Source organism: Clavibacter michiganensis (genome assembly GCF_021216655.1).
Taxonomy (GTDB): domain Bacteria; phylum Actinomycetota; class Actinomycetes; order Actinomycetales; family Microbacteriaceae; genus Clavibacter; species Clavibacter michiganensis.
On the sequence record NZ_CP080437.1, the window covers coordinates 1,811,225 to 1,823,589 of the forward strand.

Sequence of the window (12,365 nt, forward strand, 5' to 3'; positions counted from 1 at the left end):
CGACCCAAGGGATCCCGACCCATGACGACCGCCGCCCCGCAGCCTCCCGAGGCTCCCGAGTCCGATCGGCCGCGCGACGTCGCCGCCGCCACCGCAGCTCCCCGCAGCTCCCAGGACGCGAAGCCCAAGGCCCGCGTGGGCGACCGCGTCTTCTCCGGCCTCTCCCGGGGGTCCGGCACGCTGATCCTCGTGATCCTCGCGGCCGTCGCGCTGTTCCTCATCGTGCAGAGCATCCCCGCCCTCACCGCGCCTCCTGCCGAGGTCTCCGGCGGCAGCGGCTTCTGGGCCTACGTCGGGCCGCTCATGTTCGGCACCGTCTACGCCGCGGCGCTCGCCATGCTCATGGCCGTCCCCGTCGCCATCGGCATCGCGCTCTTCATCTCGCACTACGCGCCCCGCCGCCTCGCGCAGGGCCTCGGCTACATCATCGACCTGCTCGCGGCCGTCCCCTCCGTGGTGTTCGGCCTCTGGGGCATCGCGGTGCTGGCGAAGTTCCTGCAGCCGTTCTACGAGTTCCTCACCGACACGTTCGGCTGGTTCCCGCTCTTCGCCGGCCCCGTCTCGGGCACCGGCCGCACGATCTTCACGGTCGCGGTGGTCCTCGCCGTCATGATCCTGCCGATCGTGACCGCGCTCTGCCGCGAGGTCTTCCTGCAGACCCCGAAGCTGCACGAGGAGGCGGCGCTGGCCCTCGGCGCGACCCGCTGGGAGATGATCCAGACCGCCGTCCTGCCGTTCGGCCGCCCCGGCATCATCTCTGCCTCCATGCTCGGCCTCGGCCGCGCCCTCGGCGAGACGATGGCGGTCGCGATCGTCCTCTCCCCCGCCGCGGTCGTGAACTTCGCGTGGTTCCAGTCCACGAACTCGAACACCATCGCCGCGAACATCGCGCTGAGCTTCCCCGAGGCGTACGGCCTCAAGATCAACGAGCTCATCGCATCCGGCCTCATGCTCTTCGTCATCACGCTGGCCGTGAACATGCTGGCCCGCTACATCATCAGCCGCCGCAAGGCCTTCTCCGGAGCGAACTAATGGCGACGACCGCACCCTCCCGCACGCGTCCCGTGGCGAGCACCCTCCCCAACTCCCTCACCGCCGGCAAGCTGCACCGGTTCACGGCCCCGGCGATCTTCGTCGTGTCCTGGCTCGTCATGGCGGCCGTGTTCCTGGTGCTCGAGCTCTCAGGCGCCGCGGACAGCTTCAACATCGTCGGCACCGCGGTCTTCGGCACGATCCTGTTCGGCGTCGCGCTGTTCTGCTTCTCCCTCGCCGTGGAGGGCGAGCGGAAGGCGAAGGACCGGGTCATCACGATCCTCGTCACGGTCGCGTTCGTGCTCGCGCTCATCCCGCTCATCTCGCTCGTGTTCACGGCGGTCACCAACGGCTCCAACCGCTTCGACCCGCTGTTCTTCACCTCGAGCCTCCGCAACGTGGTGGGCGAGGGCGGTGGCGGTCTCCACGCCATCATCGGCACGCTGATCGTCACGGCCATCGCCGCGGTGATCTCCATCCCCGTAGGCCTGATGGCGGCCATCTACCTCGTCGAGTACGGCCGCGGCCGCCTGGCCCGTGCCATCACGTTCTTCGTCGACGTCATGACGGGCATCCCGTCGATCGTCGCGGGCCTCTTCGCATACGCGCTGCTCGTGATATTCCTCGGTCCGGGCGTCCGCCTGGGCTTCGGCGGCGCGCTGGCGCTCTCGGTGCTGATGATCCCCGTGGTCGTGCGCAGCGCCGAGGAGATGCTCAAGCTGGTGCCGAACGAGCTCCGCGAGGCGTCCTACGCGCTCGGCGTGCCGAAGTGGCTGACGATCGTGAAGATCGTGCTGCCCACGTCGCTCGCCGGCATCGTCACGGGCGTGATGCTCGCGATCGCCCGCGTCATCGGCGAGACCGCACCGCTCCTCATCGTCGCCGGGTTCACGCAGAGCATGAACTACAACCCCTTCAAGGACCAGATGATGACCCTGCCGGTGTTCGTGTTCCGGCAGTACGCCGACCAGGGCAGCGACGCGTTCGCCTACGTGGACCGCGCGTGGACCGGCGCGCTCGTGCTGATCCTCATCGTCATGGTGCTGAACGTCATCGCCCGCCTCATCGCCCGCATCTTCGCCCCCAAGCTCGGCCGCTAGCGCCCGCTCCCCCGGCCCACTCACCCGATCGGTAGGAACACCTTTGTCCAAGAGCATCGAAGTCAACGACCTGAACGTCTACTACGGCAAGTTCAAGGCGGTCGAGGACGTCAACCTGCGGATCGAGCCGCGCACCGTCACCGCGTTCATCGGCCCGTCCGGCTGCGGCAAGTCGACCTTCCTCCGCACGCTCAACCGCATGCACGAGGTGATCCCCGGCGCGTACGTGGAGGGCGAGGTGCTGGTCGACGGCAACGACCTCTACGGCCCCGGCGTCGACCCGGTGCTCGTGCGCCGCCAGGTCGGCATGGTCTTCCAGCGGCCGAACCCGTTCCCCACCATGTCGATCCGCGACAACGTGCTCGCGGGCGTCAAGCTCAACAACCGCAAGATCTCCAAGTCGGACGCGGACGCGCTCGTCGAGCAGTCCCTGCAGGGCGCCAACCTCTGGAACGAGGTGAAGGACCGCCTGGCCCTCCCCGGATCCGGCCTCTCGGGTGGCCAGCAGCAGCGCCTCTGCATCGCGCGCGCCATCGCGGTGCAGCCCGACGTGGTGCTGATGGACGAGCCGTGCTCCGCCCTCGACCCGATCTCCACGCTCGCCATCGAGGACCTCATCGAGGAGCTCAAGGCGCAGTACACGATCGTCATCGTGACCCACAACATGCAGCAGGCCAGCCGCGTCTCCGACCGCACGGCCTTCTTCAACATCGCCGGCACCGGCAAGCCCGGCAAGCTCATCGAGTACGACGACACCACCACGATGTTCTCCAAGCCCAGCGTGCAGGCCACCGAAGACTACGTGAGCGGCCGCTTCGGCTGATCCCGACTCCTCGGACGACGAAAGGCCCCCGCATCCCCAGGATGCGGGGGCCTTGCCTCTGCACGGGCTGTGCAGCGCCGATCAGGTGCTGGTGACCGCCACGATGGGCTCGGTGGTGGGCTGCTCGGATCCGCCCTCGGGCTCGACCGTGATGGCCACGGTGTCGCCGGGGGTGTAGCTGCCGTCGAGCACGGCGTGACCCGCCCCGTCCGCGGCCGGCATGACGCCGGCGGAGACGGCACCGGATGCGCCGACGTACCACATCTGGAGCACGCGGCCCTCGGGCAGCGGCGACGCGTCGTTCAGGACGACGGCCGTCTTGGCCTCTGATGCGGAGAAGTAGACCGTGGCCGTGCCGCCGCCGACGACGTCGCGCTTGTCGATGACGACGTCGGACGCCGTGGTGACCTGCTCGTAGGCGGAGGCGACCGGCGCCTGCGAGGTGCCGGGACCGCCCATGTTCGTGCCGACGACCACGCCGCCCACGACGAGCACGACGGCTGCCGCGGCGACGCCGATGAGGGCGCCCGGCTTGCGGAACCAGCGCTCGGAGGCCCGGGCGGATGCGGATCCGAGGCGCTCGCGCGACGGGGAGGAGGACGTCGCGGGAGCACCGGTGACGGCTCCTCCGGAGGTGGCGGAACGCAGCTCGGTGACGGGCGCGGGGCTGCGGTCGTCGTCCGTCGCCGCGCTCGGCGCGACGAGCGGCGGCAGCTGCGGGGTGGCGTCGAGCATGGCCATGATGTCGACCTTGAGGCGAGGCGAGGGATCCACCGGCTCGGCGGTCCAGGCCAGGTCGGCCGCGGTCGCCCGCAGCTCCTCGACCTCGGCGCGCAGGACGGGGTCGCGCTCGAGGAGGGCCTCGAACTCGGCGGCCTCCTCGGCGTCGACCGCGCCGAGCGCGTACGCCGCGGTGAGCGTGCGGATGTCGTCGTCGGTGGTCATGATGCGACCCCCATCTCGTCGCGCAGGCGGATCATGCCGTCGCGCAGACGTGTCTTCACGGTGCCGATGGGCACGTCGAGCATCGACGCGACCTCGCTGTGGCTGTAGCCGCCGTAGTACGCGAGGGAGACGGCCTGGCGCTGGATCTCGGTGAGCTTCGTCATGGCCTTCTTCACCCTCTCGTGCTCGATGCTGATCTCGACGGTCTCGGAGACCTGGTCGTAGCCGTTCTCGTGGTCGCGGATGCCGATGCGGACATCGCGATCGCGGCTGGACTGGGAGGCACGCACGCGGTCGACCGCGCGGCGGTGGGCCATGGTGAGGACCCACGTGGTCGCTGCGCCCTTGGCGGGGTCGAAGCGGGAAGCGGACTGCCAGATCTCCAGGAAGATCTCCTGCGTGACCTCCTCCGACTGCGCGTGGTCGACGAGGAGTCGGCGGACGAGTCCGAGGACGCGAGGAGCGAGCTGGTCGTAGAGCTCCGAGAACGCACGCCGGTCGCCCTGGGCGACGCGGCCGAGGAGCGACTCCTTCGACTCGGGGTCCGCCGGCCCGGGTAGGTCGGGACGCTCGATCGATGAAGGCACGAGCCCCAGCATCTCAGACCCGCGAGCGAACCGCATGCAGGCAGGGCGGGGCCCGCCTGGCCTGGGTGGTGCTGCGGGGAGGTCATGTGGTGCTTTCCGGTCGTGGTGCGGATGGTGGGGAGCCGATCCGCGGGCATGCGGTGCCCCGCACCAGCCGGGATCCCGCGGTGCGGGACATCTGGGATGGCCGGGCGGCCTGCCACGCGGGCAGGACCCGACCGATGCGGGTCGCACCCTCGCGGGTGACGGATGCGAGGCGGGTGAGCGCCTCACGATGACTCTTCGGCGCGAGTCGCGTCACGGATTGGTCACAGGCCGTGGGGATCCGGCGGTGCGGACGCGGGGATCTCGGCCGCTCGCGCGGGGGCCGTCCCTCAGCGGAGGAGGGGAAGGGAGATGAGGAGCCGGGCCGCAGGACGCCTCTCGGCGCGAGGCCGCTCGGAGCGGCGAATATTGGTACCCGGGAGTACTGCGGCCCGACCAGGAACCACTGTAACCGAGTCGGCGCGGGCTGTCGTCCCGGGGGTCGCGCTCACAGCGAACGGGCGGATCCGCGGCCGCGACGGGTCAGTCGAGCCGCTCGCTCCGCCAGAGCCGGGCGCACTGCACGAGGTCGGCGGCCATCTGCGAGAGTTGCAGGGCGCGCGTGGTGAGATCCCCCGCGCGCTCCGGCGACGCCGTCGCGTCGAGGTCGTCCGCGACGCTCGTCGCGCCGAGGGCGGCCAGCCGGCTGAACGCGCCCGCGCGGTCGAGGGCCACCGCGAAGTCGCCCATGAAGAGGCCGCGGAGGATGCTGTCGGCGAGCTCGACGATCTCCGCCGGACCGGTCGGAGCGGTGGCGCCGGCGACGACCGGGTCGATGGTCGTGGCCACCTCGGCGCCGCGCTGGTAGAGGAGGCTGATGCCGTCGGGATCCTGCCGGATGAGCGCGCGCATGAGGTAGAGCCGCCAGAGGGCGCCCGGCAGGCTGCGCGGGCTGGCGCGTGACCACAGCTCGGCGACCGCGTCGATGCCGTGCTCGTCGGTGTACGCGATGAGGCGCTCGACGACCGCCGGGTCCGGATCCGCCCGCACGCGCGCCAGCAGGGCCGACGCGGTCTCGTGGGCGACGCGGCTGATCGTGGCGGGGTCGTCGCCGCCGAGCATGCTCTCGAACTTGGCCCCGGAGAACTTGGTGGGCTTGTGGTATTCGCCGGACATCCCGGCAAGCGTACGCCGGACGGATCCTCCCGGACGGCCTCGCGCGACGTCACCCCGCTTCCGAGGCGGCCACCGCCCATCCCGTAGCATCGGGGGCGCGGGCCTCTAGCTCAGTTGGTAGAGCAAGGGACTTTTAATCCCTGGGTCGTCGGTTCGAGCCCGACGGGGCCCACCGGCACGGATCAACGGACGTCCGGCACGTCGGCGCCCTGCGGGATCAGCCCCGACCGCCCCGGTCCAGCACGAGGAACGGCGGCGTGCGGTAGAGGAACCGGAGCGGCGTGCGCATCGCCACCGCGTGCAGGGCAAGGGACGCCGCGATCGCGACGACGCTGACCACCAGGGGCAGCAGGTACGGCACGGCGCCGGACGCCTCGAAGCCCACGGCGTCGAGCACGGCGCAGGCCGCGGCGATCACGAGGACGTGCGCCACGTAGATCGGCAGCGTGTTCCGGCCGAGGAAGCGCAGCGGTCGCACGAGCCGCGTGCGCGCGAGCAGGGCCGCCCAGAGCACGCCGACCGCCATCGCGAGGCACGAGACGACGAGCAGCACGCCGGGGACACCGCTGATGCCGGTCAGCTCGACGGCGACCCCCGCCGCGCCGAACGCGACCAGGGCGGCCGCGGCCGCGATGGGCCGCGGCCGGGACGCGACGCGGAACACCAGGTCCTTGGCGTGCAGCCCGATGAGGAAGAAGACGAGGTACTTCGCCATGCCGTCCCAGCTGAGGCTGCCGATGCGCAGCACGCTGAGGAAGAGGGCGGAGAGGACGGCGGCGACGCCCAGCTGGATCCACGGCGGCACCCGCCCGTACGCCATCTTGGCCACGACGAGGAACACGGCGAGCGCGTGCAGGAACCAGAGGCCCGTCGCCGGGAACACGAACGCGAGCAGCAGCGCCCGCGGGTCGCCCTCGTGCGGACGCGAGTCGAGCGGCACCACAGAGAAGTAGAGGAATCGCAGCACCGACCAGATCGCGAGCGCCCACACGAGGATCGCGATGCGGGAGTTCCAGAGCTCCGGCCAGGAGCGGCGCACGGCGGATCCCGCGAGGAGCCCCGACGCGAGGAAGAAGATCGGCATCCGGAAGGTGACGAACGCGCTGTTGATGGTCGCCCAGACAGGTGAGGCGAGGTCCTCCTGCATCAGCAGGAGGCCCGCATGGAAGAGCGCCACCAGCAGGATGGCCATCGCCCTGGCCGCATCCACCCAGTCCGCGCGCGCAGCGGTGATCGTCGTTCCGTCTCCCCCAGACATGCTCGGCACCGTATCGGGTCGATGTGTCCGGCTCGTGTCGGAGGGCGGCGACGGCAGGCGGATCAGTGGTGATCCCAGTGCCCCGCTTCGTCGTGCATCCGCGGAACGTCCACGAACGCTTTGCTCCCTCACCATTGGATGTCGTCGATCCGTGAAGAAGACGCGACGCCGCTGGTCGAGCAGGACATGGGCACTGGCCGGGGTCGGCGTGACGGCGGTGGCGACGTTCGCGCTGTCGTCGCTCGCCCTCGACGAGGCGCGGATGGATCGGCCGGCCAGCGCGGGCCAGGTGGCCGCCCTCCCGGAGACGCCCGCGACGACGGATGCGGACGGCGACCCGCTGCGCATGTCGGTGCTGAGCGACTCCCACGCCTACAACACGGGTTCGTGGTGGCGCCAGACGGTCGCGACCGGCACGTTCCCCGGCATCTACCTCGGGACGACGGCATCGCAGCCCGGGGCGGCGTCGACGTCGCTGGTGCCGCTGCTCGACCAGGCGACCGCGACCGGCGGCGCGGTGGTGGTGCAGGTCGGCACGAACGACCTCCTCTCCGGCCGCACGCCCGCGCAGGCCGCCGACGGGATCGCCGACCTGTGGCAGGGAGTCCGCGACCGCGGTGCCGAGCCCGTCGCCGCCCTGGTGCCGCCGTCCGACGAGGTGCCGGCAGCGGTCGTGGCGCTCAACACGGCGATCCGCGACGCCGCGACAGCCGAGGGCATCCCGCTGCTCGACGTCTACTCGGCGGTCGCGGACACGGACGGGTCGTGGGCGGACGGGCTCACGGGCGATCGACGCCATGCCAACGCCGCCGAATCCGATCTCATGGCGAAGGCCGCACGGGAGCAGCTGCCCGCCGTCATCGCCGCGCTCGAGGACTGATCGCCCGCGCAGGACGGACCCGAACGGGGGGCCCGCGCGGCCCCCGTCGAGAGGGCGGCGCGCTTAGGGTTCACGGGTGGGGAAATACGGATCCGGGGAGCGCGTGCGGTCGCGATCGGCGTGGCGGATCACCGGCTGGTCGGCGGGTGCGGTGGCCGCGGCCTGCTCCGTCGGCCTGGTGATCGCCGCGGTCGGCAGCGGCGCGGAACCCGTCGAGAACGCGGGCGCCGTCGCGGAGTCCGGCTTCGTCTCCGGGCCCGGCAACACGATCGCACCCGTGGCGCCGCTGGAGCTCCCCGAGGATCCCGCGGTCCTCATGTTCGGCGACTCCTTCATCCTCGGCCACGGCATCGAGACGTCGGGGCGACCCGCCTACCCCGCGCTCCTCGCCGACCTCGAGGGCTGGACCGACGTGCGCCTGAACGCGGCGGCCGGCACCGGGTTCGCCGCCACGTCCGACCAGCCGGCGTACCCGGATCGCCTGGCCGCGATGGGCGACGACTTCACGCCGGACCTCGTGGTCCTCCAGGGCAGCGTCAACGACATCAAGCCGGGCGAGTCCGCGGTGCGCAGCGGCGTGACCCGGATCCTCGCCGACATCGCCGAGCGCTGGCCCGACGCCCAGACCGTGATCATCACGCCGATGACGGGCGTGCAGAGCTACGAGAAGCTCGCGTCCGCGTACACGGGACCCGCGCTCGGGAAGGCCCACGTGATCGACGCCACGGGTCCGGAGACCTGGCTGCCCGTCGACCGTCCCGACCTCCGCACGGAGGACGAGTGGCACCCCAGCGCCACCGGGCACGAGGTCATCGCGGCCGGGATGCAGATGTCGCTCACGTCGCTCGCCGGCTGACGCCGCGCCCGACCGTCAGGCCGCCGGCGCCGAGCCCGTCCCCGGATCGGTGAGCGGGCGGCCGAAGCCGTCGACGCTGCGGACGCCGCGGTCCGTGACGATCGAGGCGAAGGGCGTGTCGGGGTTGTTGGGGAGGGACGGGCGCTCGACGCGGGTGTCGCGCGCGAACGCGCCCACCACGACGACGCGCTGCGACGGGTACTTGCTCGGGGTCATGAACATGGTGCCGCGGCCGACGAACGTGTCCTGGGCGAGCCGCCCGCCCTGGTCGACGATGCCCACGCCGATGCCGTGGGCGCCGAGGTCGCCGCCGGTCACGATGTTGTAGCCGACGACGGTGGCGCCGACGCCCGCCCCGATCTCCAGCTGATATCCGCCCGCACCCGAGTTGCCCTCGAGGCGCATGCCGTTGATGCCGAGCTCGGAGACCATGGACGACGCGTTGCTCGTGGGGATCGCGAGGAAGCCGCGGGCCGCCTTGTTGCCGGCGCCGCAGCCGATGACGCGCGTGTTCTCGAAGCGCGCGTTGGTGGGGGCGATGCGGATCCCGCCCGCCGCGCAGTTCACGATCTCGGTGTCGCGCATCACGATGTCGATGGCGTTGACCCCGTCGCAGTCCACGCCCCAGGTGCCCGCGGTGATGACGCGCAGGCCCTCGATGACGTTCGCGTAGGAGTACTCGTCGCTGGCCGCGGTGAAGGCCGCGCGCGCGAAGAAGACCCCGGCGCCGCCGGTGGAGTTCAGCTCGATGTCGGTGATCCGGCAGTGCAGCAGCGAGCGCAGGTACAGCCCGTGGCGGCCCGTGCGCGTTCCGGTGATGCTGAAGCCGGTGAGCGAGACCGTGGCCTTGTTGTTCGCCGCGGGACCGGCGTCGGCGCCGGTCTTGCCCTGCACCTTGAAGACGTCGCCCGTGGATCCTGCGATCTGCCGGATGGTCGTGACGCGCCGCCCGTAGCCCTCGATCGAGATGGCCGGGTACCCGTACGGCGCGCCCGAGAGGGGCTGCTTCGGCCACGCGGAGCCCGAGTAGTCGATCCCGGTCGACGTGACGCGGATCTCGCACGGCGGCAGGATCCCCCGGCCGCCGGTCTTCTGCAGCGCCGCGAAGAACGCGGCCATGGCCTTGGTGTGATCGGCGGCCGACGGCACGAAGCCGAACTGCTCCGGGTAGTAGACGCGCGACTGGTCGCCCACGACGGCGGCGGCCGAGGCGGCCGGCGCCGCGGCGGGCACGGCGACGGATGCCGCACCTGCTGTCGCGCCGACGGCGGCGAGGAAGACGGCGCGGCGGCCGAGGAGCGGCGGCCTCTCGGCGGGCGCCGGCGCGTCCTGGGCGAGAGCCTGGGCAGGTGGGTCGGTGGTGGGCGCGTGCGCGTGCGCGCGTGACTGGGACACAGGGGGAGCCTTCCGGGTGGGCCGTGCTGACGGGCGCGGTCGGGTCGCGTCGATCCGCTCCCCCGAGCACCGGACGCCCCACGCTGGATAGGGCAAGGGTGCGGCCTGCTGCCGCCCGGAGCGTACCCCCAGTTCGGGGAGGCGCGATCGCCGTCTCCACGGGGCCCGGATCCGCGTGCGCATGGGGATCCCGTCGCCTGCCGCGCGACGGCCACGGCGGAGCCGATGCGATGCTGGGCGCATGAGCATGCAGGCCGACGAACTCGTGATCGCGATGCTGACCGCCGAGGAGACGAGCGAGCGCTACGACCTGCTGAAGTCCGCGCTCGAGGAGCACGACGACCGCGGAGTGCAGTACCTCTCGGGCGTCGTCGGACGGCTGCTCGCCTACATCGACGGGCTGCGCGAGCCCGAGGAGAACCGGATCGCGCTGGAGCTCTACACGCAGCGGGTCGCGCTGCAGTGGGCGCAGGAGGACGAGGGCTAGAAGCCCGTCGCGCGGATCCCCCAGCTGAGGATCCACTCCTCGCCGGGCGCGAGGCGGCGCACGCCGACGCCGGAGTTGAAGGCGTCAGCGGGCGCGGTCATCGGCTCGATCGCGACGGCCTGGCGCCCGTGGGTCGGGAACTCGCGCGGCGTGTAGACCTGCAGGAAGCCGAAGGACGCGTCGGCCCAGAGCTCGACGCCGCGGCCGTCGGGCGCGGTGAGGCCGTGGCGGCTCGTGCCGTCCTCCACGTGGACGTCGCCGTAGCCGGTGTTGAGGTCGAGGTCGCCGACGACGCGTCCGGTGCGGAGGTCCTCGGCGGCGCCGTCGACCGGGTGGTCGGCGACGGGGATCAGCGCGTCGTCGACCTCGGACCACGTGTCGGCGCGGACCGTGAGCGTGAGCTCCGCGGAGGGGACGCCGCCGATCGCGAGGTACGGGTGCGCGCCGACCGCGACGGGGGCAGCTGCTGCGGAGTCGTTGCGGATCCGGTGCGTGACGACGAGCCCGTCGTCCGTGAGCCGGTAGGTGACGGAGGTGTCGAGGAGGAACGGGTAGCCGTGCTGCGGGAAGACGGTGGCGGAGAGGGTCACGCGGTCGTCGCCGCGGTCGGACGCCGCGTAGCCCGTGTTGCGGAGGAGCCCGTGCGACGCGTTGCCGAGCGACGGCTCGGAGACGTCGAGCGCCTGGGCCTTCCCGTCGAGGTCGTAGCGGGCGCCGCGGATCCGGTTCGGCCACGGCACGAGGACCATGCCGGCGCCCATGGGGGCGACGACGACGTCGCCGTAGGGCTCGACGAGGTCGACGCCGTCGAGGGTGAGGCCGCGGATCGCGGCGGCGAGCTGCACGACGGTGGCGCGGAGCTCGCCCGACGGGCCGGCGTGGACGAGGTGGTGCTGCTCTCCGGTGACGGGTCTCATGGGATCCACGTTACGGCCGCGCGGCCGCGGACGGCCGGCCCGCCGCGGCGACGACGCGCAGGCCGGCGTCGCGCAGCCGGCGGACCTCGTGCGGGTCGGCGTCGGCGTCCGTGAGCAGCGTGTCGACGAGGTCGAGCGGCGCGACGGACCCGAGGTGCGTGCGCCCGAGCTTGGCCCCGTCGGCGACGACCACGGTGCGCGCGCTCGCGGCGACCATCCGGCGCTTCACCTCGGCCTCGGGCAGGTTGACGTTGGTGACGCCGCGGTCGACGTCGATCCCGTTGCAGCCGATGAACGCGACGTCGGGGTGGAGGCGGTCGAGCACGACGGTGGCGAGCGGATCCACGAGGCTGTGCTGCAGCGCCCGGAGCGTGCCGCCGGTGACGACCACGGTGAAGCGCGGCATCGCCCGCTCGAGCTCCAGTGCCAGGGTCAGCCCGTTCGTGATGACCGTGACGTCGACGAGGTCCTCGCGCGCCACGAGCGCGCGGGCCACCTGGAGGGTCGTGCTGCCGACGTCGAGCAGCACGCTCTGGCCGCTCTCCACGAGGTCGGCGGCGGCGCGGCCGATGGCGCGCTTGGCGTCGGCGGCCGACTCGAGCGTCACCTCGAGGCTCTGCTCGCGCGCGCCGAGGCCGGAGCGGAGGACGGCGCCGCCGTGCACGCGCTGGACGGCGGCGGAGTCAGCCAGCGCGTCGAGGTCGGCGCGGATGGTGACGGCGGAGACGCCCGCGTCGGCCGCGAGCTCGGCGACCGTCGCGAAGCCGCGGTCGGCGAGCCGCTCGAGGATGCGCGACCGGCGGGTCGCCGCGGGGACGGATGCGGTGTCGTCGGCCATGCCGCGAGCCTCGCCCACCGCTTGCAAGAACGCAAGCCGAGGGTTTC

General features: G+C 72.1%; 13 protein-coding genes and 1 tRNA gene. 7 read left to right on the forward strand and 7 right to left on the reverse strand.

Features of this window, described 5'->3' with window-relative positions; all coding sequences use genetic code 11:
• Positions 1-21 precede the first annotated feature (21 nt).
• Genes pstC through pstB form a run of 3 tightly spaced genes read left to right on the forward strand, consistent with a single transcriptional unit; the run spans position 22 to position 2,955 of the window.
• Complete coding sequence (gene pstC, locus K0V08_RS08415; protein ID WP_012039195.1) at positions 22-1,032, forward strand: phosphate ABC transporter permease subunit PstC; 1,011 nt, start codon at positions 22-24, stop codon at positions 1,030-1,032.
• Positions 1,032-2,132: a phosphate ABC transporter permease PstA gene (gene pstA / locus K0V08_RS08420; RefSeq protein WP_079534921.1), complete on the forward strand. Its 1,101-nt coding sequence runs from the start codon at positions 1,032-1,034 to the stop codon at positions 2,130-2,132. Before pstC ends, pstA begins: the two co-directional genes overlap by 1 nt.
• Positions 2,133-2,175: 43 nt before the next feature.
• A complete protein-coding gene (gene pstB / locus K0V08_RS08425; protein ID WP_012298002.1) occupies positions 2,176-2,955 on the forward strand; it encodes a phosphate ABC transporter ATP-binding protein PstB in 780 nt (259 codons plus the stop codon).
• 81 nt (positions 2,956-3,036) lie between these two features.
• Here the strand turns inward: pstB and K0V08_RS08430 are convergent, their stop codons facing one another.
• From K0V08_RS08430 to K0V08_RS08440, 3 genes are all read right to left on the reverse strand, one after another.
• A complete protein-coding gene (locus K0V08_RS08430; protein WP_079534923.1) occupies positions 3,037-3,900 on the reverse strand; it encodes an anti-sigma factor in 864 nt (287 codons plus the stop codon).
• A complete protein-coding gene (locus K0V08_RS08435; protein ID WP_043561031.1) occupies positions 3,897-4,499 on the reverse strand; it encodes a sigma-70 family RNA polymerase sigma factor in 603 nt (200 codons plus the stop codon). Before K0V08_RS08435 ends, K0V08_RS08430 begins: the two co-directional genes overlap by 4 nt.
• Before the next feature lie 555 nt (positions 4,500-5,054).
• A complete protein-coding gene (locus K0V08_RS08440; protein ID WP_079534924.1) occupies positions 5,055-5,687 on the reverse strand; it encodes a DNA-directed RNA polymerase subunit beta in 633 nt (210 codons plus the stop codon).
• A 99-nt stretch (positions 5,688-5,786) separates the two neighbouring features.
• Between K0V08_RS08440 and K0V08_RS08445 the strand changes: the two genes are divergently transcribed.
• Positions 5,787-5,859 (forward strand) — tRNA-Lys (locus tag K0V08_RS08445).
• 45 nt (positions 5,860-5,904) lie between these two features.
• Here K0V08_RS08445 and K0V08_RS08450 read toward each other — a convergent pair.
• Positions 5,905-6,945: an acyltransferase family protein gene (locus tag K0V08_RS08450; RefSeq protein WP_079534926.1), complete on the reverse strand. Its 1,041-nt coding sequence runs from the start codon at positions 6,943-6,945 to the stop codon at positions 5,905-5,907.
• A 151-nt stretch (positions 6,946-7,096) separates the two neighbouring features.
• Between K0V08_RS08450 and K0V08_RS08455 the strand changes: the two genes are divergently transcribed.
• Both K0V08_RS08455 and K0V08_RS08460 read left to right on the forward strand, forming a co-directional pair.
• Positions 7,097-7,825 carry an SGNH/GDSL hydrolase family protein gene (locus K0V08_RS08455; RefSeq protein WP_227266616.1) on the forward strand — a complete coding sequence of 243 codons (729 nt, stop codon included), beginning with the start codon at positions 7,097-7,099 and terminating at the stop codon, positions 7,823-7,825.
• 76 nt (positions 7,826-7,901) lie between these two features.
• Positions 7,902-8,681 (forward strand): SGNH/GDSL hydrolase family protein, encoded by a 780-nt coding sequence (locus K0V08_RS08460; protein ID WP_128516990.1) that lies wholly within the window; start codon positions 7,902-7,904, stop codon positions 8,679-8,681.
• A 15-nt stretch (positions 8,682-8,696) separates the two neighbouring features.
• Here K0V08_RS08460 and K0V08_RS08465 read toward each other — a convergent pair whose 3' ends face one another.
• On the reverse strand, positions 8,697-10,076 hold the full coding sequence (locus K0V08_RS08465) for a hypothetical protein (RefSeq protein WP_079534933.1): 1,380 nt from the start codon (positions 10,074-10,076) through the stop codon (positions 8,697-8,699).
• A 241-nt stretch (positions 10,077-10,317) separates the two neighbouring features.
• On the opposite strand from K0V08_RS08465, the gene K0V08_RS08470 reads away from it, so the two are divergent.
• A complete protein-coding gene (locus tag K0V08_RS08470; RefSeq protein ID WP_012039204.1) occupies positions 10,318-10,563 on the forward strand; it encodes a hypothetical protein in 246 nt (81 codons plus the stop codon).
• On the opposite strand, the gene K0V08_RS08475 is transcribed toward K0V08_RS08470, so the two are convergent.
• Both K0V08_RS08475 and K0V08_RS08480 read right to left on the reverse strand, forming a co-directional pair.
• Positions 10,560-11,480, reverse strand: coding sequence for an aldose 1-epimerase family protein (locus K0V08_RS08475; protein ID WP_079534935.1), 921 nt, complete (start codon positions 11,478-11,480; stop codon positions 10,560-10,562). The genes K0V08_RS08470 and K0V08_RS08475 overlap by 4 nt on opposite strands.
• Positions 11,481-11,490: 10 nt before the next feature.
• Entirely contained in the window at positions 11,491-12,318 is an 828-nt protein-coding gene (locus tag K0V08_RS08480) for a DeoR/GlpR family DNA-binding transcription regulator (protein WP_079534937.1), read from the reverse strand.
• Positions 12,319-12,365 lie beyond the last annotated feature (47 nt).

Coding starts and splice junctions, on each gene's coding strand:
- pstC (WP_012039195.1), top strand. CDS start 22: ATGACGACCGCCGCCCCGCAGCCTCCCGAGGCTCCCGAGTCCGATCGG.
- pstA (WP_079534921.1), top strand. CDS start 1,032: ATGGCGACGACCGCACCCTCCCGCACGCGTCCCGTGGCGAGCACCCTC.
- K0V08_RS08430 (WP_079534923.1), bottom strand. CDS start 3,900: ATGACCACCGACGACGACATCCGCACGCTCACCGCGGCGTACGCGCTC.
- K0V08_RS08435 (WP_043561031.1), bottom strand. CDS start 4,499: ATGCTGGGGCTCGTGCCTTCATCGATCGAGCGTCCCGACCTACCCGGG.
- K0V08_RS08440 (WP_079534924.1), bottom strand. CDS start 5,687: ATGTCCGGCGAATACCACAAGCCCACCAAGTTCTCCGGGGCCAAGTTC.
- K0V08_RS08450 (WP_079534926.1), bottom strand. CDS start 6,945: ATGTCTGGGGGAGACGGAACGACGATCACCGCTGCGCGCGCGGACTGG.
- K0V08_RS08470 (WP_012039204.1), top strand. CDS start 10,318: ATGAGCATGCAGGCCGACGAACTCGTGATCGCGATGCTGACCGCCGAG.
- K0V08_RS08475 (WP_079534935.1), bottom strand. CDS start 11,480: ATGAGACCCGTCACCGGAGAGCAGCACCACCTCGTCCACGCCGGCCCG.
- K0V08_RS08480 (WP_079534937.1), bottom strand. CDS start 12,318: ATGGCCGACGACACCGCATCCGTCCCCGCGGCGACCCGCCGGTCGCGC.